Origin of the sequence: Bacteroides faecium, from assembly GCF_012113595.1 — a bacterium.
Classification (GTDB): Bacteria; Bacteroidota; Bacteroidia; order Bacteroidales; family Bacteroidaceae; genus Bacteroides; species Bacteroides faecium.
Genome location: NZ_CP050831.1, coordinates 939,033 through 963,181 on the forward strand (window position 1 = coordinate 939,033; position 24,149 = coordinate 963,181).

Consider the following 24,149-nt stretch of genomic DNA (forward strand, 5'->3'; position numbering starts at 1 on the left):
TTATGACCTATTCAAAAGAGAAGAAGTACAAAGACTTTGAAGCATTGTTCCGGGCGAATTATACCCGGCTATATTTCTATGCGTTCAACCTGGTCAACGACCAGGAATGTGCAGAGGATATAGTGGGAGACACCTTTAGCTATTTATGGGAAAACTATGATACGGTAGTGGGAGACGTTTCGCCACTACCTTTATTATATTCCCTCGTCCGCAATAGCTGCATCGACCACCTGCGCCACTGCGACGTTAAGAGCAGATACGCTTCCAATATCTCGCAGAACGCCGAACAGTGGGAAGAGAACAGTGACGACGAAGAACATCAGGAACGTATCTCCCAAGTGATGTCCGCCATCAACCAACTCCCGCCGCAGACCCGCAAAGTCTTTGAAGCCTGCTTTCTCCACGGAAAGAAATATAAAGAAGCGGCAGAAGAAATGGGCATCACGGTCAACACTGTAAAAACACTCATATCCAGAGCCTTATCTTTCGTCAGAAATAAAACCGAGAAATAAAAATGGCGCACGAAGACAAAAAAGAGTTTTTATTGTCACCCATTTCTTATAGCACAACGTAATAATATATAGAATATGAAAACTGAAGAGCAACACATGCAGGAGCAAGATTACGAATATGCCTTACGGGCATTGGACGACTGGAAATTCCGCCAGTCGGAAGAATTCATTGCCTGGCTCGAAGAGGAATCCCACTACGCTTTGTTCCGTGAAATAATGGACAGCCGGGAAGCCTTGATGAATCTGAGTCCGCAGATGGCGCCGGATGTGGAGAAAGCCTGGAAACGGGTAGACCCGCATCACCAAACGTCCTCATTCAGAAAGTATTATTTATGGGCGGCAAGTGCGGCAGCTATCGCCTTGCTCGTCATAGGTTATTCATTCTTCTCTACCACAGAAGAAAATCCGTATACAGAAGTGGCGGTTGTTTTCCCCGCTTCTGAAAGAGTGCAGAGCATAGAACTACAAACCGGTGACGGACAGATTGTGCCTGTCACCAGTGAAGCAAACAAACATTTATTAGCGAAGACAGGGGCTCAACTGGAAAATGAGTCCCTAAGATACCAACACGTCACCGAAGCGGAAGAGCCGGTGGCTACACATATATTAAGCACGCCGAGAGGTAAGAATTTCAAAATCGTACTGGAAGACGGAACGGAAGTCTGGCTGAATGCGGAAAGCAAGCTGCACTATCCCAACCGGTTTGCCGGCAAAGAACGGAGAGTGGAACTGGAAGGGGAAGCATTTTTCCATGTCGCCAAAGATGCCGGCCGTCCTTTCATCGTAAAAAGCGGAACAGCGGAAACGCGTGTACTGGGAACCGAATTCAACTTTCGGTCTTATCCCCACGAAAGCAGGCATGTCACACTGGTATCGGGCAGTGTCATCGTATCCGACACTCAAAAAGAGAATGAATTGCAGCTTCATCCCGGCGAGGATGCTCCCCTGGATGAAAACGACTCGATGCTCATCCCGCGCAAAGTAGACATCAATGAGTACGTAGCTTGGAAAGAGGATTTATTCTGTTTCAGAGAAGCGCAGCTCGTTGAAATCATGAAAGCCATCGGGCGCTGGTATAACTTGTCTATCGTTTTCGCGGACGAAGCGTCCATGCACTATCATTTCAATTTCTGGGCGGAACGTACAGACCAGCCGGAACAAGTTCTCAAACTTCTCAATCAGGTAGGAAAAGTGAAGGCTACCCTCGAGGGTAACCGGATTACGATAAGTAAACTATAAAAAAAGAGAACGATGAAAATGAAAAGATTTTATGGACTTTGTATCTTCTTACCAGCAGTTTCTATGGCTGTGGCGCAAGTGCCCTACCAGATTGAAGGAACCTGGGAGAACGGAGCTGGAAAAACTGTTTATCTGCAGAAATACATCACGGCCGATAGCCTGCAAGCTATCGACTCAGTAAAGGTTGCCTCGGATTTCTCTTTCTCACTGAAAGGAAAGGTAAAAGAGGAACAGCGGATGTCCATCAGTTGCAGCCCCAAGAATAAAGCTGAAATCTTTGTCAATGCCACTCCCCTTCAAGTGACTATCGAAGAGAAAACAGTCACCGACAAGAAAGGGAAAACACGTAATACCACCCATATAGAAGTTAATGGCGGCCGCGAACAAGAAGTATTGAAAGCAGGCGGAACGCTTTCTACCACCGCTTCTTTCTTCCAATTGGGAAAGATGATAACACTGTCACAAGCATTGAACTCAAAAGATACGACGGCCATTGATTCGGCCAAATACAAAGTAGCCATGATAGACAGCCTGATTGCAAGGTCGGTGCAGAACTATATGGATACCACCCGCAATGACATTGCCTCAACTTATTTCTTCGAGCGTTATCTAATGACGAACCAAACACTGGACGAGGTGCTTTCTTTCTATGACAAGCTGACAGACCGGGTAAAGAAATCGGCTCCGGGGTTGGTTTTGAAGCAAAAGATAGAAGATATGCAACAGGTCAATATAGGTGGAATGGTGCCTAACTTTGAACTGACTACTCCCGAAGGGAAGAAACTTTCCCTGTATGAGCTCCGCGGACACATCGTGTTGCTGGACTTTTGGGCGTCCTGGTGTGGCCCCTGCCTGGCGGAAGTGCCCAACTTGAAAGCAATCTACGAGAAATATCAGAGCAAAGGGCTGGAAATTCTCGGCGTATCACTGGACGAGAAAGAAGCTGCCTGGAAAGGTGCCATCGAAAGAAAAGGACTAACCTGGAAGCACGTATCCTCACTGAAAGGATGGAAATGCCCCATAGCGCAAATGTTCAAAGTGACGGGTATTCCCCGCATGTATATCATCGACGCGCAAGGAAAAATCATAGCACAAGACCTGCGCGGAGAAAAACTTGCCCAAAAGATGGATGAGCTTTTCTCAAAATAGTTTTTTAACTCTGTAATACTATAAACTGTCATATAGCCACACAAAACATGGTTGTATGGCAGTTTTATTCTATTAACACCTTTCATTTTGCCACACAACTCAAGTGTTTAGTTGTTGCATAATTATTCAGAAAGCATAAATTAAAACTAATTGCCTGTGTTTTCTCAAAAAAAGTTTCTTTTCTGTCACCCATTCCCGATGACAAAACGTAATAAACATATAGAAGGCTTAAAAAAGCTTACAGAAGGGTTTTATAGGAGTAAAAGAACAAAATTTGTCAAACACTAAATGCATAATCATGGTGGAAATTGGGACTAATTCCTTCAAAAGGAGCAGAATGAATCACTTTGCGGCCAAAATGTTCTGGTTGTTGTTGACCTTAACAGTATTCAGCGCCAATATCCGGGGACAACAAAGTGAAAAGAGGATTTCACTTGAGTTCAAAAATGAACGGCTTGCCAATGCTTTCAAGAAAATAGAGGAAGCAAGCGGATACAAGTTTATCTTTAACTATGAGGATATCTTTGCCTATGGCGTCACGGGGAGTATCAGGAACAAGACAGTCACCGAAGCGCTGGATGAAGTGATTGGCAAAAAGCCGTTGGTGTATAAGATAGACGGCAATTTTATTACGATTGCCCTGAAACCCGGCAGTCCGGAAGCTGAAGCAAAATCCAGGCTATGCCAGTTGGACGGTATCGTCATAGACGAAAACAGGCAGCCGCTTCCGGGAGCGCACGTCATCATTGAGGGAACGAAATGGGTGACAACCACGGATATAAACGGGGCTTACAACTTTCTAGTTGAAAACAGCACAACTTACACGCTCCGGTTTTCTTATCTGGGAATGCAAACAAGACAAGTCAAAGTATCTGTCGAAAAGGGACTTGCCAACAAGAAGGTATCTCCTGTCATCTTGAAAGAAAGCGATGCCGCCTTGAGTGAGGTTGTCATCACAGGTTATCAGGTGATGGACCGCCGTGAATCCGCCAGTGCGGTTTCCTCTATAAAAGCTGCGGACATCATGGTGCAGGGAGTCAGTTCTATCGACCAGATGCTTCAGGGTACTATACCGGGCATGGCGGTAATGAATACTTCGGGTGAGCCTAGTGCCACTCCCAAAATCCGTATCCGTGGTAACGCCACCATCAACGGTAATAAATCGCCGGTATGGGTGGTGGACGGAGTTATCCTTGAACAGGATGTACCTTTCACTGCTTCGGATATCAATAGTGAAGATGCCGAATATCTGATAGGTAACGCCATCTCGGGGGTAAATCCGCAGGATATTGAAAGTATCACTGTATTGAAAGATGCATCGGCAACCGCCATTTATGGTGTGAAAGCCGCTAATGGGGTGATTGTGGTTACCACCAAGAAAGGAAAGGCAGGACGTCCCGTCATTACTTATAATGGTAATGTCACGCTGAATACCCGTCCTTCCTACTCCAACTATCATCAGATGAATTCGCAGGAACGTATCGCTTTCTCCAAACAGTTGGTTGATGCCGGATACAACTTCGGACGCACGCCGTATGGTCCGACATACGAGGGGGCTTATGAAGCATTGATGAACAAAGACATGACTCTGGACGAGTTCAAATCGGAAGTCGGCGCCATGCAGACAAGGAATACGGACTGGTTCAAGCATTTGTTCCGCAACAGCATCACGCATACTCACAACGTCAGCGTGTCCGGCGGTACGGAGAAAATGACTTATTACATCTCTGCCGGTTATCAGAATATCGAAGGCGCGGCTAAAGGTTCGGATACTGAAAAAATCAGTACGCTGGCTAAGATGACGATGGATATTAACAAGCACATCAGCTTTACCGCCAAAGTGGACTTCACCAATACTGCCAATAGCGGATACAGTTCTTCTGTCAATCCTTTCAACTATGCATATAACAAGTCAAGAACCATTCCTGCTTTCAACAATGACGGCTCATATTATATGACTTATGAGAAAGCCGGAAACACCGGAACAAAGTCTATCGGCTATAATATCCTCAAAGAGCTGGATAATACCGGAAAATCATCGCAACTGGATGATTTCAACGCCTTGCTCCAACTGGATGTGAATATCATCAGCGGACTGAAGTATACCGGTACTTTCTCTTACCACAATACCAATACGGCACAAAGGGACTGGGCTACCGAACAGTCTTACAACATAAGCGATATCAGAGGATGGGATTATGGTATGTACACTCCCTATGATACGGATATTTATAATGCGTCCGCACTCCCTTACGGTGGTATGCTGTATCAATCCAACCTGCGTAAAACGGGTTATACCATTAGAAACCAAGTAAGTTACACCGGAATATTCGGTGGATACCATCACGTCAATGTCATGGCAGGTACGGAAGCACGACGCAATGCTTACAAAGGCGTAGGAATCACGGGCTACGGCTGGACACCGGAATTCGGCGAGAAATTCAATCCGGTGATAACCGAGCTGTTCACCAGTCAGTATATACAGACGGGAAAGACGCTTCCTGCCAATACCAATTCCTTCACACAGGTTGCCTCTTTCTACGGCGTGGCTTCCTACTCATATGACAACCGCTATATTCTGAATATGAATATCCGTTCGGATGGTTCCAACAAATTCGGCAGCAATCCCAAATACCGCTGGTTGCCTACTTACTCATTCGCGGTGAAATGGAATTTGATGAACGAAGCATTCCTGAAAGATGTTTCCTGGATAGACAATCTGGCTCTCAGAAGTTCCTACGGTATCCAGGGAAATATCCACGAAGATTCCTCGCCCTATCTGATAATCACGACTGGTAATAGGGTGGAGAATATTCCGACTTCAAGTATCCGTTTATTGCCCAACCCCGACTTGAGATGGGAGAAAACACGTTCGTGGAACGCTGCTGTCGACTTCTCCTTGCTCGAAGGACGGCTAAGAGGTGGACTCGATGTCTACGGCAAGAAAACATCTGACCTGATTATGAGTAAAACGGTAGCCTCATCCAACGGAAGAACCCTGCTATATTATAACGCAGGAGAAATGACCAACAAGGGGGTGGAAGGTTTTGTCAACATCGGACTTTTAAAGCGGAAAGACTGGGAATGGAGAATCGGCATGAACTTCAGCCGCAACATCAATAAAATCACTTATGCCAACCCGGAAGATTTAAGTGATGTGGAGATTGTAGAAAAGATGCTGAATGGTAGTCTCGCCATAGAAGGAGCCCCTATCGGTTCCCTTTACGCTTATGAGTTTGCAGGTATCAATCAGGACAACGGCTATGCCATGTTCTATACAAGGGATGGAAGAGAATCGATCCGGGGCTCAAAGACGGATATGAGACTAGTACGCTGCGGCTCCATCTTCCCCAAACTGACCGGTGGATTCGACACGCAACTTCGTTATAAGGATTTCTCTTTATCCATGAATTTCACTTATAGTATCGGAAGCGTGGCACGGATTCCCAATTATTACGCAGATAATACACATTATATAGATCCGTTGAGCAACCTTTCCACCGACTGGCTGAAGTGCTGGAACAAGCCCGGCGACCAGACCATCTATCCGGCGTCGTATAACAGCACCGCATTGACCAACTACTTCGGAACGGAAGCGGGAGCCGCTTACGATACTTATGACGCGACAATAAAAGGAAAAACTATTTATCCATACGAAATGTATAATTACAGCAATATCAGGGTGGCGAAAGCTGATTTTCTCAAACTGAAACTCGTTTCGCTTAGTTACAATTTCCCCAAAAAGATGTTGCAACCGTTGAATGTCAACAGTCTGATGCTGCGTTTTCAGGTAACTAATCTGTTCACCATTGCGGACAAGAAGTGGAACGGGCTGGATCCGGAAACGAACGGAGCCAATATCCCCGCTTTACCGACATTCAGTTTAGGAGTAAATGTTTCATTTTAACATCAAATAGCTAGAAATCATGAATAAGAAAATTATACATATAGCGTCTTTTACGGCTATCCTGTCGCTCTTTTCATGCAGCGACTATCTGAAAGAGGACTCAGCAGACTTGCTGATACCCGAATCTGTAACCGATTTTGTCCCGCTGCTTTTGGGAGAAGGTTATCCCGACCGGTTCGGCTCGCAAATATCTTTTGTCAACCTGATGACGGACGATGTAGAAATGGGCCCTCTCTACTATACTACGGAGCAGAAAAACGACAAGTATTGTACCACCTGGCGGGAAGGAATAGATGCCAAGGCGGGATATGGTGAAGCTGCTTTCGTATGGCAGAGTGATTATTCGGAAAATATCAAAGACGGATTCTGGAGCGGACGGTATAGCAACATACTGGGATGTAACACTATTATCAATGCCTTGCCGGAAATGACTTATGCAGAAACGGAAGAAGGACTTTACCGGGCATTGGCGGCACAGGCATATGCACTGCGCGCTTATCATTACTTCTGCCTGATAAATACGTATGCCCTTCCTTACTCGACAGCCAACCTGGATAAACCGGGCGTTGTGATAAAGACCAGCCCGGAAATACAAATTGCTCCGCAACCGAGGGCTACTATCAGAGAGGTATATGCATTAATCAATGATGACATAAAGAAGGCACAGGAGTATATGGCGGGAGCTGTATTCCAATGTGAAAAGTATACCGGCAGAAAACCGGAAATTACTTCTGCTGCCATCTATTTCCTGGCAGCACGAATCGCTTTGTTCCAGCAGGACTGGGACGGGGTTATCTCGGCGGCTGAGAAGTTTCTGGCCAAGAATTCCTCTATCCACGACTTGAATAATGAAGATGCAACCTTATTCGGGTACGTTTCATCTTTCGAGAAGACCGGCTTTTGCGCCAACAACCAGCAACTGGATGAAGTAGTCTTCGGATTCGGACGGAGTGACGGTGGTTATGATTATCTTGCGCCGAACAGTCCTGTGCTCATGTACTACGAATATGGCTTTCATACTTCGTGGACAGGGGAAAATTCTTTAATCGGACTATATAATGAGGACGACTTGCGGCTTCAAGCTTATTTCCAAAGAAGATATAACAAATCCGGTAACACATTCAATCCTACTTATTATGCGGGACAATACCACCCGCACAAATACGACCAGAGAGCGGGCACAAACTATTCCAGTCAGGCCTGGAGAACTCCCGAACTTTACTTGAACCTGGCAGAAGCATATACACAGAAAGCAAGCGGTGTCAGCAATGACGCTATCGGGTTACTCAACCAACTGCGGGTAAAGAAATACAAATCGGGAAGCCCCGATGCCGAAAAGCAAGTCTCGGACTTCGCAACAAAAGATGATTTAATTCAATTCATCTGGCAGGAGCGTCGCAGGGAGTTGTGTTTTGAAGAAATTATGCGTTTTTGGGATATGCGCCGCCAGGGTATGCCGTCTGTGGAGCATCAGCTTTTCAGTTCGCCCAAAGAGTACTCGGTATATCGTCTGAAAACGGGAAGTCCGAACTATGTGCTTCCTATTCCCGAAGATGAGACTAGTTATAATAATGCTATTGAGAACAACCAGCGGGAAGTTATCGCTTCTTCTTCGCAGGGAACACTTGAATAACAACCACTAAAAAAGTATCATTATGATAAAGAATATACTATATGCATGGTGCATCGTCATGACAGTAGCCATAACCGCCTGCTCCGAGGACTCACTGACTCCCATAGACGAGCTCAACAGTACAATCTATGACCCGGAAAGTACAGGAAAAACGGCAGTCGATACTCAGATTAATGCATTTTATGAGAAATACGGCAGTAAAATATTATATGATTTTCCAGCCAGTGACCTGTATTTCGGATGGAGCAGCAGTGATATCAAATGGTATGTCCCTGTAGAAAAGGAAGGAAGCGAGTCATACATCAAACGCATGATTTCCTTTCTGGAGAACGACGCATTGAACGAATATCCGCCCGCATTCACAAAGAAATTTCTTCCATACAGAATCTTTCTAGTAGATTCCGTCTGTAACAATAAGGAATATAGTAAACTCGTGGATGTGCTGGAACTGAAAACACATGGCATAGTCATCGCCCACGTCAGCAAGGATATGGACGACTTGAAGGAAAAAGACTGGCAGGGGATGAAATCTTCCATCAACACGGCATTACTAAACTCTATTTATACAGCCGTAGGTGTGGAGCCGACAGACTTTAATGCTACCAATGAGGCTTATTTTATAATAGATGTTCTTCAAGACCCGCTGGGAGAATTTACGGATTTGGAGTATTCATGTTATTCGGCGACAGTTATCAATGCCAGTCCTATCTATGGTGGAGATATACTGTACTACATCATGAATCCCAGCAATAACGAGGACTTCGGCTATTATGTATCTTTCATCATGAAAACACCCAAGACCAAAATAGACAGAGTATTCGAACGTTTCCCGAAAGTAAAGAACCGGGCTGCGTTAGCTTACAAGTTTATGCTGGAAAGAGCTGAAACCGACCTGATAGAATTTCAGAGGAACACTTATCCGGATGACCCGCTTCCTGCTGATTATTTCTCCAGATAACTAATAGATATCCATAATAAATTAAATAAATATGTATATGAAAAGCTGGATTATAAATACCATAATCGCCGTCTGTCTGACAACGGGAATGGGATTTGCCCAGGTTCCCTATCAAATCGAAGGAAAATGGGCTACCGGAATAGGGAAAAAGGTCTATTTGAGTAACTTCCCTGCAGATACTCCCGAAGCGGTAACGATTGATTCGACCATCGTAGCCCCGGACGGAAGTTACAAGCTCTCGGGAAAACTGGACAAGATGCAACTCCTGTCTGTCACTCATGAAGGTAGCAAAGGATACCGGCCACTGATGGGTGACGGAAAACCTGCCAATATACTCATAAGGGATGTAGAATACTCTTATAAGGCGCCGGCAGCCGCTTATGAAATAATAGGGGATTCAATAGAGCATAAGGCTTCTGAAGCTATCCTGGCATATTGGGGACATGATTTTATACGCAAGATGAGCGAAGGAATGTTTGTCACCGGCATAGAAAAAAGTGCCAAAGAAAACGACCTGTCGAAGAAAGCTGAATGTGAGGAGAAGCTAAAGGCTGTTCTTCAGGAAAGGGAGAACGAGAAAAATGATTTTCTAAACCAGTATGGAAATTGTCTCGCCGCGCCTTACTTCATTGTTATGAATCTGCTGAAAGGTATTCCTGTGGATGAGACGGAAGCATTCTACAACGGTATGGGAGAAAAGGCAAAAAAGACACCGAAGGGAATCGAACTGAAAGAAAGCATTGCAAAGATGAAGGCTTTGGCTCCGGGAGCGAAAGCACCGGATTTTACATTGCCGACTGTGACAGGAGAGGATTTTTCGCTCAAAAGTCTAAAAGGTCATATTGTCATTCTCGATTTTTGGGCTTCCTGGTGTGCGCCCTGTATTGCAGAAATGCCTACTGTTAAGGAAATATATGCAAAATACAAAGATAAAGGGTTAAAGGTAGTAGGCATCTCTATGGATAACTCAAAAGCAGCATGGATGAAATCCATTGACAAAATACAGATACCGTGGCTCCATGTTTCATCTCTCAAAGGTATGAAAAGATGTCCGGTTGCAGAACTTTATCAGGTGTATGCTATTCCTAAATTATATATCATAGACAAGGAAGGAAAAATCGTAGACAAAGACTTACGTGGAGAGGATTTAAAGAAAAAGGTGGACGAGCTTTTCGCTCGTCAGTAGAAATTCTCAATCATATAAATCTCTATACCGCATAAATACATTCATGATTGAGAAAGTCCTGTCGCCGAAAGGCGACAGGACTTATTTTTTGAATTACATTCCATAGTTTATTACTTTGCGGAAAACTGCGCTTAACGTTTATCCGGCATATAGAGCATCACTTGATCCAATATCACTCCTTCGTCCAATGCCTTAATCACCAGTTGGTGGGATTTCTTTCCGGATACCGGAAACACTATCTTCCGGATAGCCTGATTACGCAATACATTCTCCTTCCATTCCTCACTGCGTCCTTTCGTTTCGTAAGAAATTACTTCAGGTTTTGAACCGTCCAAAGATACTGAGAAGCGCAATTGCTCTCCGTGCACAGGATGATTAGGCAACAAACGGATGTCTACTTCTACCGAATCCGCTTCACATGTACCGAAAGAAAAAGTCAATGCATCTCCCATATTGATGCCTGCCGCCCTGCCTTCATAGCCCAAGCCTTCATAAGTAACAGGAGTTGTTACTACCTTTCCGCTCTGTTTATTCTTGCCGTCCAGCCCGTTCCACTTATGGATAGCGATACGCTCTTTTGCCATTGACGAAGTCGCATTTTTTCTCTCCACTCTATCAAATACTGGTAGTTTGCGAGGCTTGAAGTCCATCACACGGTTCCATTTACCATCTTCCAGAGAATTATACTGTTTCGTCAATGCAGCAATGCTGTCATAAGCAAGGTCACTCTGTTCCCAATCCGCCTTTCCATGACGCGCCAACTGAGCGTACAATAGCTTCCGGTTCATTTGCGCGGCAGCCTGTACCGGATATTTCACCAATTCAAAATAGGCACTCTGCCTGTCAACCGGAACTTTCAAAGCCATACGTTCCACCGTTTCCGACAACTCACCGTAAGCCTGCAAACGCTCGTTTATCTCTTTTTCACTCCAGGGCAAATCTTTAACAATACGGTAGGCGGGATCTTTTTCCTCTTCTCTCGTATTTCCCATAAATTCCGGTTTGCGGATATGAGCCAAACGATAATGTTCCTGCATTACAGGTAATACAGCCTTTGCACATGAAGTCCCGAATTCCCGTTCCAACCAATGTTTCAGATGAGAGGTCACTCCTTCCGAAGCTAACGCATCCAGATTCCAAGCCATATCCATAAACAGTTCTATCTGATATTCGGCAGGCTTGATATCCCCGACATTTAATATCCACATTTTCTGTATGCCCTGATCATAGGCGAGTTTCATCTGCTGATAAATCAATGAAGGACTCATCGTACCCAACCAAAGATAGTCATGCGGACGTCCCCAATAAGATACATGGTAGTAAACGCCATTCCCCCCTTTACGCACACGCTCCTCGGCAGTAGGAAAATGGCGGATATAGCCGTAATTATCATCACACCACATCAATGTAATGTCATCGGGAACCTGCAATCCGGCATGATAAATATCAAGCACTTCTTTATAAGGGATAAAGACCTGCGGCACTTTAGTCATATCCTTATTGACGTATTTCCCGATCAATCCACGCTGGTCTACAAACACGCGGTCTATCACCGCCTTCTGCTCTTCCACCGTTTTGGCCCCCTGCATCTTGCTGTCATGCACGCCACGCATACCCAGCGTATAGAGTATTTCCTGGCCGGCAACCTCTTTCACACGGTCTTCCCAGAATTTATAAACTGCGGCACTGTTATTTACATAGTCATACGCTCCATCGCCTCTCCGCTTCCACTCACCGGCAGCATTACAAGCCATCGGTTCGCAATGCGAAGCACCTATGAATATTCCATATTTCTTTGCCGCTTCCCGGTTGCCTTTGGTCAAAAAGAACGGAAGTGTACATTCGTGCATAGCCGGCCAATAGGTATTGGCACGCAGGCGAAGCAGCAGTTCGAAAATACGCTCATTCGTCCGAGGTCCGATTTCACCTTTCACATCCGAAGGTTCATAAGTCCGGTTGCTCCATGGCATCAAGCCCCAGTCTTCGTCATTGATAAAAATTCCGCGATATTCCACCGAGGGCGACTGGACACTTCGGAACTTCCGTGAAAGTTTGAAAAGTTCCTTCTTATTCGGAGTCACATCTGCCCACCATTCCCAAGGGGAGACACCCAGCAAACGGGAGATTTCGAGTATTCCGTATGCTGTGCCATGTTTATCACTACCAGCTACCACCAGTTTTCCTTCCGGTGACACAGTCAGTAGAAAGGCTTGTCGTTTCCCTTTCAAGACTGAGACATCTACACCTGTTTGTTCAAGAAGTTCACTCTGCCCTAACGTTCCTACGACAATCATTCCAGTACTTTCATTCACTTGGGCAGTGGACGACAATACGGTCTGAATATCGCGGGTTAGCAGTTCCAATGCAGTATGCACTACCAGTCCTTCAGAAGGACTACAACTTATCGCAACCGTTTCACCGGAAGTTAAAACAAATTCTTTTTGCTTGCTATGGATAGCCAAAGTGACAAACAGAAGACTGAATAGAGAAAACAGAAATTTATGTCTCATAAGTATTATTTTTTTATAAAGCACAAAAATAGAGTTTCGGAAGGCAAGTCCCTATAGAAAAGAGTACAATCTCATAGATTTTAGTCCAATCCGCTTTTAAAAGGCTACCGGCAATGTTAGTAATTGGTACATTAATGTACGTGCCATGCGTTCCTGCCCTTTCGTGTTAGGATGCAGACGGTCGAAACCCGAATCATAAAAATAGATAAGTTGTTCCTCTATCATCGGATTCAGCCCCGTCACAGCGTGAAAGTCTATCACAGGCAGTCCCCAAATATTACCGGCTTCTTTGACTGCTTGCACATAAGCATCCACATATTCACCGCAACTATTCTGATAGTTTTCGTCGGGCTGCACATTCTTTTCTCCGAAATCGGCAAATGCGCGATGCAGCGGAGTCAGCAGAACGATTTGTTTATCAGGAAAAAGCTGCTTCATCCGTGTTATCCCTATATTAATACGTCCCTTATAAGTAGTTCCATCCATCACAGGAGTCCGTTTCTTACGGGTTTCCATCTTTTTGGTTTCGCCACGAGCCGCCATCACCTGTTCTTCCGTTTCCGTAAACCATTCTCCAATAGGTACACCGGCATTAAAATCATTCGTGCCCATCAAAACAATGATTGCATCCACTTCTCCGCCATGTTCTTTCTTCAACAGTTCTGCCTGACGGGGAACATCGTTCCATTGCCGCCCGCTTATCCCATATACATAAGGAGTAATCCCTAACCATTCCTGTAGAAAATCCCAATACTTTTTTATCTTGTCACCATAGCAGTTAGGGTCTGTGATAGAATCCCCTATATACCCTACTTTCTTCCCTTGCCATGGATGCTGAACCCACCCGCTGTTATTATTTTCATTGGAGTTTGAGACCTTAGAAGATTGATTCTGTCCGTACAGAAAACAAGAACAGAACAATAGGATTGTACATGCGAGTAATAATTTGCTTTTCATTGGTATTCTATATTAAATGAGACATTTGCATTCAATGTTCGGCAAATGTAGCTCAAAAATATACAAATCCAATCAATTTCATTACATATCTTCGTTCTTTAATCCTTCTGTTATCACTTTCCTTATTGGCATCAGGAACCTTTCCAATAAAGATATATCTTCGGTGATAATATCCGCCTGTCCCTCCATTTCCGGCAGAAACGGCAATTCTTTGTTATAGCTGGTTCGTAATCCGTTCGGAAGTTGGATATCTACCATATAGCTTTTGACATTCTGTCCATCCACTACCGGTATCAAAGAGATGTTTTTTACCGTTCCTTTCACGATTCCAAATTCTTTATCCGGATAATTATTAAACCGTATATTCACCTTCTGACCCTTTTTTACCTTGCCAGACCTTTCCGTCGGTAACAGCGCCTTTCCGATAATCTCCCCCTGATTAGTAGGAACAATATTAAAAACGATATTTCCTGCCGTCACATTCTGATTGTTCGTCCAATACTGTGTCAGGGTAATCTCACCGTCTACCGGAGTTATCAGCGCATAGTTTATCTCCCAAGCATCTATCTCAGCCCTTAATTGGTTGATGAGCGAACGCAACTTCGTTTCCAGCGTATTTCTCTGATCCAGATACTGATATTCCGTATCATACAAAGACTCATTCATCTGTGCCAGTTGAATCTGCAGGTTTTCCAAAGAGCGGTCCATATTTTCTGCCGAGAGGAAAGATTGCAGGTATCTGCTGTAAGACTCTTCGACAGCTTCTTTAGAAATAAGCCCCTTGACACCCAAGAGAGAATCCCGGGCATATTGTTGGTGGGCGATTTCTGTCTGGGCTGCCGACAATTCTTTCTGTTTCAGCATATTGGTATAATAAGCTTCATTCTGCACAATCCGAGCTTTTACCAAGCCTATCTTTTTTAAATGATAAGCCAACTCTTTAAACTGCTTGTATTCGGACATAGAAAGATAAAAAGACGAATAAAGAGACTGTAAGCTACCAAGCTGAAGCTGTTGGGAAGGGACCAAAGCAATAGTATCCAGATTACTCTCAGCTTGTTGTACCAACTCTTTCAACCGGATTATATCATCCGTCCGGGCAGGATTCTCTATCACTGCAAGCAAAGCATTTGCTTGCACTTGCTGATTGTTCTCAACATACAGTTCCTGCAACTTCCCCGAAGTCCTAGCCACCACTGCGGACACAGGCGTGGTTCCGGTCAAGCTTACTGTAGAACTGATGATGTCCGGGTATCTGAATACGGCACTGCCTACAAGCAGCATCAGAACGACACAGGCTATCATCGTGATTCCCCAACGGACAATCCATGCGGGGACGGCACTCAGCACTTCATTGAAATCTTCGCTTCTTAATTCTATTTCCGGTTTCCTGTTTTCCATACGCTATACTCCCAGTTCCAGTTGATTCTTCACCAATGTGTAGTAAGCTCCTTTCTTCGCCGTCAATTCCTTATGAGTGCCCGACTCAATCACCTTTCCGGCTTCCATCACCACGATATTATCCGCATTCTGCACCGTGCTGAGCCGATGCGCCACCACTACCACCGTCTTTCCTTCATAAAAGTGCGTCAGATTATCCAATATCTTTTTCTCATTGTTGGCATCCAGTGCATTCGTAGCTTCGTCAAAGAAGAGAAACGCCGGGTTCTTATAGACAGCCCTCGCAATGAGCAACCGTTGCTTCTGTCCCTGACTCACGCCGTTTCCTTCCATACCAATCTTACTGTTATACTTTTGCGGGAGTGATTCGATAAATTCCTTGATATTGGCCATCTCCACCGCATTCAACAGTTTCTTCGTATCTACCGACTCATCGCTGACAGCAATGTTTTTCGCAATGGAATCCGAGAAAAGAAATCCTTCCTGCATCACGGCTCCGGTATTTTGCCGCCACAAATGAGGGTTAATGTCTTTCAGCGAATAATTCCCCACTTTAATGTCCCCTTTTACCGGATTATAAAAACCCAAGAGTAGTTTGACAACAGTCGTCTTGCCGCTACCGCTGGCACCTACAATAGCAGTCACCTTGTTGTGCGGAATGGTGAGATTCAGATTATCCAGCACATAATCCCTTTCCGCACCGTCATAGCTGAAACATACATTTTCCATCGTTATGTCCCTGTTCTCCGGCAACACATTGATTTTGTCATTCATGTCGATGATTTCTTCCTCTTTGTTATTAATCTCATTGAGCCGTTCAAGGCTTATTTTTGCATCCTGCAATGATTGGCTGAAACTTATCACCTGACCGATAGGCCCCGACAATTGTCCGATGATATAACTGATGGACATCATCATACCCAAGGTTATTTCCCCATCCACTACCGCTTTTGCTGACAAGAAGGAAATGAGAAGTGATGTCGTCTGGCTGAAGAATATAGAGCCTACCTGCTGAGTCTGTCCCAGTGCAGTACCTTTGATACTTATTTTAAACAGTTTCACCTGTATGGATTCCCATTTCCAGCGTTGTTGTTTCTCGCAATTATTAAGCTTAATTTCCTGCATGCCTGTGATGAGTTGCACCATGTTGCTCTGATTGGCAGAAGCTTGGGAAAAACGTGCATTATCCAGTTTGCGACGGTAACGCATGAAAGAGAGAATCCACACGACATACAAGGTATTACCCACCAGAAAGACAACTAGTATGCCCAGATTATAATAAGCCATGATACCGGCGAAGACAAAGAAGTTGAAAAAGGAAAAAAGGGTGGAAAGTGCTGTTCCGGTCATGAATGATTGAATACGTCCATGGTCGCCAATCCGTTGCAGGATATCACCTATGTTTTTTGCATCGAAAAAACGGATGGGCAATCTCATCAGCTTGGCAATGAAGTCGGAAATCAAAGTGATGCTAATCCGGGTATTCATATGCAGACTTATCCAGCTCTGAATGAAACCGACTCCGGTCTGGGTGACTGACAGTACAAGCTGCGATACCAGTATCAGCGTGATAAAATTCAGGTTACTATTTCCAATACCCTGGTCGACCATTGCTTGCGTCAGGAAAGGAAGGATAAGCGAGAAAACACTGCCCAACAGCATCCCAATCATCAGTTGGAATAATTGCGACTTGTATGGAAACAGATAGCGCAGATAGAAAGAAAGGTTTTTCTTTTGTTGCTCTTGGTCGTCTATACGTTCGTGAAATTCGGGAGTGGGAGTCAGCAACAGGGCGAATCCGGCTTCCTTTCCTTCATCCTTGGTGCTTATCCAGCATTTCTCAAATCCGGCTTTGTCAATAAGATACTTTCCTTTGGCGGGATCGGATATACAGAATGTGTAATCTCCGGTCGTTTTTAAAAAAGAACTTTTCTTCTTGATGTCATACAATACTACAAAATGATTCTGATTCCAATAAAGAATACAAGGCAAAGTGACATCTTCAATCAACTGTTGAAGGTTGATACGTACTCCTTGTGTCCTCAGACCTATACTTTCAGCAGCATCGCTGATGCCTAGCATGGAGACTCCTTGATGAGTAATGAAACTTCTTTCCCTTAAGTTTTGAAGGGAATAACAACGGCCGTAGTATTTAGCAATCATACGCAGGCACGATGGGCCACAGTCCATTGAATCAAGTTGCTGGTAATGCGGAAAAAACTTTAGCATTTCTACTGCTTATTTTAGCCCAAGAGACTTTTTAGGATTTCCATAAACTAATAGTTTAACCATCTGTTCATTAATATACCCTATTTTCAAATTACTTAAAATCATATTTTTCCAAAACATTATACCATTTGCAAATTCAATGATAAGTGCATCCATTGAAGATTACTATATATTGTTATACAACTTTTTCATTCTTTCTTTAAAAATATCCAACGAATATTCCCGTTCAAATCGTAGCCTACCAAGCTCTTTATATTTTTTGTTATTCCCTGTGCATTTAAACCAATCAATTATAATGTCTTTTAATCGGGTTATCCTATCATCATTACTCATATCGACTAATACCCCATATTTACCCTCATCCATAATTTCTTTCAAACCCGTACTGGAACTTACAATTACCGGTAACTTATTCATCATCATCTCTAGCACTACGTATCCAAACTCTTCATGCAGGGAAGGAGCAATTCCTATATCAGCAATTGCATACAACTCAAAAAGTTGTTCTTTGAGGATAAATCCAGTAAAGACTATTTGTGACCAATATGGGCTAGCAGCCTCGAAGCAATGTTTAAAATCTCCATCACCAGATATAATCAATCGAACATCAGGCATTTCTTCTTGTAAAAATTTAAAAGCTTTAATCAATTCAATAACACCTTTCACCGGATTAAGTCTTCCTGCAAATATTAACAACCTTTCATTGTTACCAAATCCATACTTTTGCCTCAATTGTTTCACTTCTTCAGGAGTACGTTCAAAATATTCATCTTGTAAAGCATTGGGGATAAGTACAAGCTTCGATTCAGGAATCTTATACAATGTGCGTACAGTATCATAGGAATGCCGCGCAATAGTGATTACTTTATCGCAGCATTCGGTCATGAAACGTTGTTCCTTTTCAAATTCCATTTTCAGATATTTCTCATTATCGTCATTAGCATTAACTAAAGCATATTCTAAAGTTTCTCTATCACCCAATAAATCAAAACTCCATCCCATATAATGCAAAGTAAAGACATTAATGCTATTCAGTTTTTGTTTGAAAAGCATTGCCAATTCATAAACATGAACAAAATTAAAATGGCAAAACACCTTTCTATAACGAACGTGAGAAGTCAAAAAATAAAAGACACTTTTATAATATCGACTTTCTGTGCTGTCTTTTCCTTTTGAAACCACATTAGATGAATTGTAAGGTATTGAAAAATAAAATATACCGTCCTTTTCTTCTAAAGAGTGTTCTTTAACACTAGCATAAAGCGAAACTATGCAAACCATCCATTCTTTCAAATCAAAACATTGCATTAATTGACGTAAATAAGTACCTACTCCATACTTATTGCCAATACTTTCACATGAAAAAATAAATAACTGCCTTTTATCATTACTACATTGACTGATATAGCAATTTTTCTTCTGATGTTCCAATAAAAGAATTTCTAAATCTTCAAGCCATTCCCAATTCTCTTTTGTCAGTGAACCTTTAAACTGCTGAAAATTGGAAGTATTCCAATCTGCCAGACGTTCTTCCTCACCTTCCCTAAGTAAACTACCATTAAGTTTGAGTGCACGAAGGTAAAGCGAACCGGCCAGCCAAAGTAAAGAACATAAATCCCTTTTGCACATTTTTTCCTTATCATCTTGAGACACGGTAAACGCATATAATCCTTCACTTATATCAACCAATGCCAACATACGATCCTTAAACTTAAAATTATGCATGATAGAATCCTCATGCTGCCGATAAAAGTAAAAATCACCGGACAAGTAAACTACCCGCTCTGCATAATAATATGCCATTGGAGAAAATCTCTCATCTTCATGTATTCTCCCTTCAAAAAACAGATGAAAAGAATCCAAAAACTGTTTACGATAGAGATTGCCGCAAACCATTGGAGTATAGCAACCTGTTTTAAGCATTTCATGCAAGCAATATCCCCCATTCAATATCACATCTTGGGAAAAAAGTACCGACTTTTCTCCTATTTTATAAGAAGTATTATCATTATTCCAATAAGACATCGTAGTGAGTACAATATCCGCATCGGTCTCCTTCGCTCTTTGATATAATAGATTGCAAGTGTTATATGCTATCCAATCATCACTATCAACAAAGAGAACATATTCTCCCGTAGCTTCTCTCAAACCAAAGTTCCGTGCTTCCGACAGGCCGTTATTGGGCTGATGAAAGACTTTTATACGTGAATCCTTACCAATATAAGAATCACAAATACTTCCTGTCACATCCGTAGATCCATCATCAACCAGAAGTATTTCATAGTCCAACAAACTTTGTGCTTGTAAAGATTCAATACACAGTGGCAAATAATCGGCCGAATTATATACCGGAACTATAATACTTACTTGCATGTTTTGCTCTATCTATAAGAATTTACTTTAATGCACCTATTAATACCTTAAGCGTATCACCTTTGACTACGGATCTTACAGAATATTGGTCTTGAAGTAAAGCTGGGGTAAAATTCTTTTCACCGAAATGAAGTGATTCTCTAGATTCATCCGACGCAGGAGCAATATATGCCTGATCCTCTTTCTTGCTGTAAAATCCCCAGCGCGATCCTTTAGGCGTTATATAACTGAAATAGATTCTATTTGGGGTTTCTCGCACTGTAAACAATTTCCATTCATCTTTATGATTTAGATTATCCCTATTCAATTCCTGAAACTCATAAATTGGTGTTTTATCACCCACATAAAAGTAAATATGCGGATATAGAATATTATCTCCTATTTCATATACAGTTGTTCCCGAAAATGGCTCTAAACAAAAATAACGAGACTCATATTCATAAAAAGAGCCGAGGAAATATGGGCTATCAATATGAGCTTTAACATAAGTTCGATTATTCGGTTCCCGATAAAGAATGTTTCCTCTGCTATCAAAAATGACAAATAAAGTAGTACAATTACCAGATTGATTGTTGACATACCCAATATATTTATCTTCAGATATTTGCATGAAATTAGCAATTTGATCCTTAAATTGCTTCGGTTTTGTAATTTGTTTCACTATTTTATTAGTTTGAACATCAATGCCAAGCCAATATTTAAAGTTATCTCTATATAAGATATTCCTCTTCATATCAAAATGTTTGCAAGGCCAACGAATGTGATTACCACAGATTTCTTGTATAAATTTCCCTTGTATATCAAATAGATAACTCTCAGGACTAAATTGGGTCGAAACTAAGTATTTTTTATCTCCTGCTAAATACAAAAAAGGATTATCTAATACAACAGTATCTGGTATTATTACATTAACAGTCTTTATATCGTACAAAACATCAGAAATGGAAATTTCTTTAACAATAGCTTTTGTTATATCAACCTTATATTGCTGTGCTATGCAAAACAAACTGCTACTTAGTGTTAATAGGAAAGCGATAAACTTATTCATAGTCATAATATTAATATCATACATAATAATATGGAACATTCTGATTACCACTACCATCATCTACTGGGATTACGGTAGTATCCCAACCGGCACTTTCCCAAAATGCACACCAAGAGTTTGCTAAGCTCAAACTATCAGTTGAGAATTTATAAAATATTGCACCAGTGTCGTCGTATTTCTGAGTACGAATACAATTATAAATCATTTTCCCTCCAATTAAAACCTTCATTTCATCATCACTCAGTTCTACTTGTTTTAGATCTAATTTCTTTAACTTTTTCATAATCATTTTTTTTATAGTTATACACATGACTGCTTAAAGACTAAATATCAGAACATTTCAAGCCACATTCTTCATCTATCATCCAAATGAAAATATGCTTCTTTTGTTTTTTGCCTTTTATATAAATACGCAGCATACCTTCTTGACCCTACCACACACATAACCATACAATGTATTTTAACTTTTAAGCCTTATTGTAAATCCACCTATTCTTTGCTATAAATTCGGCAAATAACGTATCATCATAGAATATGAAGGTGTGAGGATAAATATGCTCACTACCTTTTTAGTAAAACAGACTAGTTAATCAGAGTTAAATACTGATTTTTCTAATAGGGTATAATAAAAGCTGAGAGTATTTATATTAGAGGTTTACCTTATGGTTAGCTGCGAGGTGTCTATTTTAAGAACACGTAAATAAAAGAACCTGTATGATAAGAATTGGAATAGTTTATATGGCAACAGGATATTATTGCCGTTTCTGGAAAGAATTTTATATTTCCTGCGAAACATTCTTTTGTATAGATGCGGAAAAAGGATATGAAGTATTCACAGATTCAATAGAACTATTAAAGATGAACATTCCAAATGTTTCATTTCATGCTATAAAAGATAAGGGATGGATAATTAATGTTTCTTCCAAATCTGATTTTATCTGTTCAATAAGTGAACGATTGCGTCAAAATTATGATTATATCTATTACTTAAATGGAAACTTCCGCTGTTTAAAATCCATTTATAGTACTGAAATACTTCCTGAAGAGCAGAATGGATATTTTGCAGCTCTTTCTTTTCAACATAACAGATATAAATCTCCTAATGAATACCACTATGACCGCAACAAGAATAGTCATGCATATATTCCTTTTGGAAAAGGAAAAAGATATTATCAAGCCAGTTTTTATGGAGGACGTACAGACGAGCTATTGAAGTTTTCAGAATGGAGTAGAAATATGATTAACAAAGATATATCAAATGGTATTATAGCACGATATCAGGATGAATCATATTTGAACTGTTATTTACAGGACTCGGAACCTTTGGTTCTAAGTGATGCTTATGGATATTCTGACTTTACTCATTATCAAGGAGAGTATAAAGCAGAACTTATCAACAAGAATCAATACCTTGGTACAAGCTTGCTCCATGCAAGAAGTCTTTTACCTGTATCACAAGTTAAATTACAGGGAAACCTGGGTGACCAGATGTTTGGCTTTGCCTTCTACTGCTATCTTAAGAAGTTTTGGCGTGATGGTCAAAGAAAAACAATACTTTCACTTCTTCCTGAGGGAAGGCGTACAACAGATTCTCTATACGGCGTTTTTCCTATTGATATAACTGATGATATAAAAATCGTAGAGCAGCAATGTAAAAACTTACCGGAAAAGAAAATTATTAAAGTTACAGAAAAGTTCTCTTCTGTCTTTTACCAAGTTGAAGATTTTAATGCTCCTGTGGTGGTATTTGATGGAAAATGGCAATGTTATCAATATGCTGAAGCTTGTGAAGATGAACTTCGTGAATCATTTCAGTTTTCTTTAACACACTTGAGTGAGCAATCGAAAGAAATCTTGAATAAAATTCGCAGTTGTAAATGTTCGGTCAGCGTGCACGTTCCAGCTAATACGGCAGATAGTTATAATATTCTTCTTCAAAAAATAATTTCTGATAACTATTTCGAACGTGCTATGGAACAAATGCGTATATCATTACAATGTGAACCCATTTTCTTCTTTTTCCGCGACGAATGTCCAGTAGAAGAACTTTGGGAAGAACTTTTTCTGATATCACAATGTAAACATCATATCATTACCAATAATAGCTTTAGTTGGTGGGGAGCCTGGCTTGGCAAAAATACGGAAAAGTTAGTCATTGCTCCCAAAAACTGGAGTTTCTGGAAAGATACCCCCGACCTCTTGCCCACGGAATGGATCAAACTTCCGATAAATATAGACAAAAAACAATTGAATAATATTATTGGACAACAAATTTTAAAAAGTCAAGTCACTGAAAATATCGGACTGTATAACGGCAAAATGGGTTATGTCCTATTCTTTTTTCATTGTGCCCGCTTTCTGAATAATATATGGTATGAAGAATACGCTGAAGAATTGTTATCTGAAATTTATGAAGGAATTCATTGGGATCTTTCGATAAGTTTTTCTTCAGGACTGTGTGGCATAGGATGGGGAATTGAATATCTTGTACATCACGGATTTGTGGCAGGTTGTACAGATGATATATTATCAGAACTGGATAAAAAAGTAATGGAAATAGATATCCGTCGGATCGAAGATAAATCCTTAGAACACGGATTAAAAGGGATTACCTGTTATGTAAGTTCCCGCATTTCATCTCCACGTGATATAGTGTCCACACTACCTTTTGATCCTTCTTATTTGAATGAGCTAAAAGAAGCATGTTTGCGTTTAAATATTAAAATGACACAGTTGACAAGTATCAACGATATTCTTAAAGGTATTAAAACATATTATATGAAATTGCATAAGGGAGCACCGTTATGGTGTGAACTATACTGTGTCATTGATAAAATAGAGAAAATGTGAAGATGATTGAGCGGCTATCCTAATTTCATTACAACATCAGGGCAGACCGCTTCTAGAATAAAAAAACAAAATCATTTCTCATATTCTCATAGCAAAACATATTCATCTGATTACTAACCACATAAAGAATGAGAATAAAATTATTTACATGCATTTCTCATTGTTTTATCAAGAAAACGCACTTAAAACAATGCATT

At 41.5% G+C, this 24,149-nt stretch carries 16 protein-coding genes; 8 read left to right on the forward strand and 8 right to left on the reverse strand.

What is annotated here, in order from left to right; translation table 11 throughout:
- Window positions 1–2 precede the first annotated feature (2 nt).
- The 7 genes from BacF7301_RS03535 (at window position 3) to BacF7301_RS03565 (ending at window position 10,584) form a co-directional block, all read left to right on the forward strand.
- Window positions 3–512: an RNA polymerase sigma-70 factor gene (locus BacF7301_RS03535; RefSeq protein WP_167960264.1), complete on the forward strand. Its 510-nt coding sequence runs from the start codon at window positions 3–5 to the stop codon at window positions 510–512.
- A 75-nt stretch (window positions 513–587) separates the two neighbouring features.
- Entirely contained in the window at window positions 588–1,751 is a 1,164-nt protein-coding gene (locus tag BacF7301_RS03540; protein WP_167960266.1) for a FecR family protein, read from the forward strand.
- Between the two features lie 18 nt (window positions 1,752–1,769).
- A complete protein-coding gene (locus BacF7301_RS03545) occupies window positions 1,770–2,900 on the forward strand; it encodes a TlpA disulfide reductase family protein (protein ID WP_167960268.1) in 1,131 nt (376 codons plus the stop codon).
- Window positions 2,901–3,237: 337 nt separating this feature from the next.
- Window positions 3,238–6,807, forward strand: coding sequence for a SusC/RagA family TonB-linked outer membrane protein (locus BacF7301_RS03550; RefSeq protein ID WP_167960270.1), 3,570 nt, complete (start codon window positions 3,238–3,240; stop codon window positions 6,805–6,807).
- Window positions 6,808–6,826: 19 nt separating this feature from the next.
- Complete coding sequence (locus BacF7301_RS03555; RefSeq protein ID WP_167960272.1) at window positions 6,827–8,440, forward strand: RagB/SusD family nutrient uptake outer membrane protein; 1,614 nt, start codon at window positions 6,827–6,829, stop codon at window positions 8,438–8,440.
- Between the two features lie 22 nt (window positions 8,441–8,462).
- Window positions 8,463–9,398, forward strand: coding sequence for a hypothetical protein (locus BacF7301_RS03560; RefSeq protein WP_167960274.1), 936 nt, complete (start codon window positions 8,463–8,465; stop codon window positions 9,396–9,398).
- 37 nt (window positions 9,399–9,435) lie between these two features.
- On the forward strand, window positions 9,436–10,584 hold the full coding sequence (locus BacF7301_RS03565) for a TlpA disulfide reductase family protein (protein WP_167960276.1): 1,149 nt from the start codon (window positions 9,436–9,438) through the stop codon (window positions 10,582–10,584).
- Between the two features lie 131 nt (window positions 10,585–10,715).
- Here BacF7301_RS03565 and BacF7301_RS03570 read toward each other — a convergent pair whose 3' ends face one another.
- From BacF7301_RS03570 to BacF7301_RS03605, 8 genes are all read right to left on the reverse strand, one after another.
- Window positions 10,716–13,094, reverse strand: coding sequence for a glycosyl hydrolase 115 family protein (locus BacF7301_RS03570; protein WP_167960278.1), 2,379 nt, complete (start codon window positions 13,092–13,094; stop codon window positions 10,716–10,718).
- A gap of 96 nt (window positions 13,095–13,190) precedes the next feature.
- Window positions 13,191–14,051, reverse strand: coding sequence for an SGNH/GDSL hydrolase family protein (locus tag BacF7301_RS03575; protein WP_167960280.1), 861 nt, complete (start codon window positions 14,049–14,051; stop codon window positions 13,191–13,193).
- Between the two features lie 81 nt (window positions 14,052–14,132).
- Entirely contained in the window at window positions 14,133–15,452 is a 1,320-nt protein-coding gene (locus tag BacF7301_RS03580) for an HlyD family secretion protein (RefSeq protein ID WP_167960282.1), read from the reverse strand.
- 3 nt (window positions 15,453–15,455) lie between these two features.
- Entirely contained in the window at window positions 15,456–17,681 is a 2,226-nt protein-coding gene (locus BacF7301_RS03585; protein ID WP_167960284.1) for a peptidase domain-containing ABC transporter, read from the reverse strand.
- 9 nt (window positions 17,682–17,690) lie between these two features.
- Window positions 17,691–17,837 carry a hypothetical protein gene (locus BacF7301_RS03590; protein WP_167960286.1) on the reverse strand — a complete coding sequence of 49 codons (147 nt, stop codon included), beginning with the start codon at window positions 17,835–17,837 and terminating at the stop codon, window positions 17,691–17,693.
- A 9-nt stretch (window positions 17,838–17,846) separates the two neighbouring features.
- Window positions 17,847–20,054, reverse strand: coding sequence for a glycosyltransferase (locus tag BacF7301_RS03595; RefSeq protein WP_167960288.1), 2,208 nt, complete (start codon window positions 20,052–20,054; stop codon window positions 17,847–17,849).
- A gap of 22 nt (window positions 20,055–20,076) precedes the next feature.
- Window positions 20,077–21,102 (reverse strand): DUF4934 domain-containing protein, encoded by a 1,026-nt coding sequence (locus tag BacF7301_RS03600; protein WP_167960290.1) that lies wholly within the window; start codon window positions 21,100–21,102, stop codon window positions 20,077–20,079.
- Window positions 21,103–21,118: 16 nt separating this feature from the next.
- Window positions 21,119–21,385: a TIGR04149 family rSAM-modified RiPP gene (locus tag BacF7301_RS03605; protein ID WP_167960292.1), complete on the reverse strand. Its 267-nt coding sequence runs from the start codon at window positions 21,383–21,385 to the stop codon at window positions 21,119–21,121.
- A 431-nt stretch (window positions 21,386–21,816) separates the two neighbouring features.
- Between BacF7301_RS03605 and BacF7301_RS03610 the strand changes: the two genes are divergently transcribed.
- Window positions 21,817–23,952: an alpha-1,2-fucosyltransferase gene (locus BacF7301_RS03610; RefSeq protein ID WP_167960294.1), complete on the forward strand. Its 2,136-nt coding sequence runs from the start codon at window positions 21,817–21,819 to the stop codon at window positions 23,950–23,952.
- Window positions 23,953–24,149 lie beyond the last annotated feature (197 nt).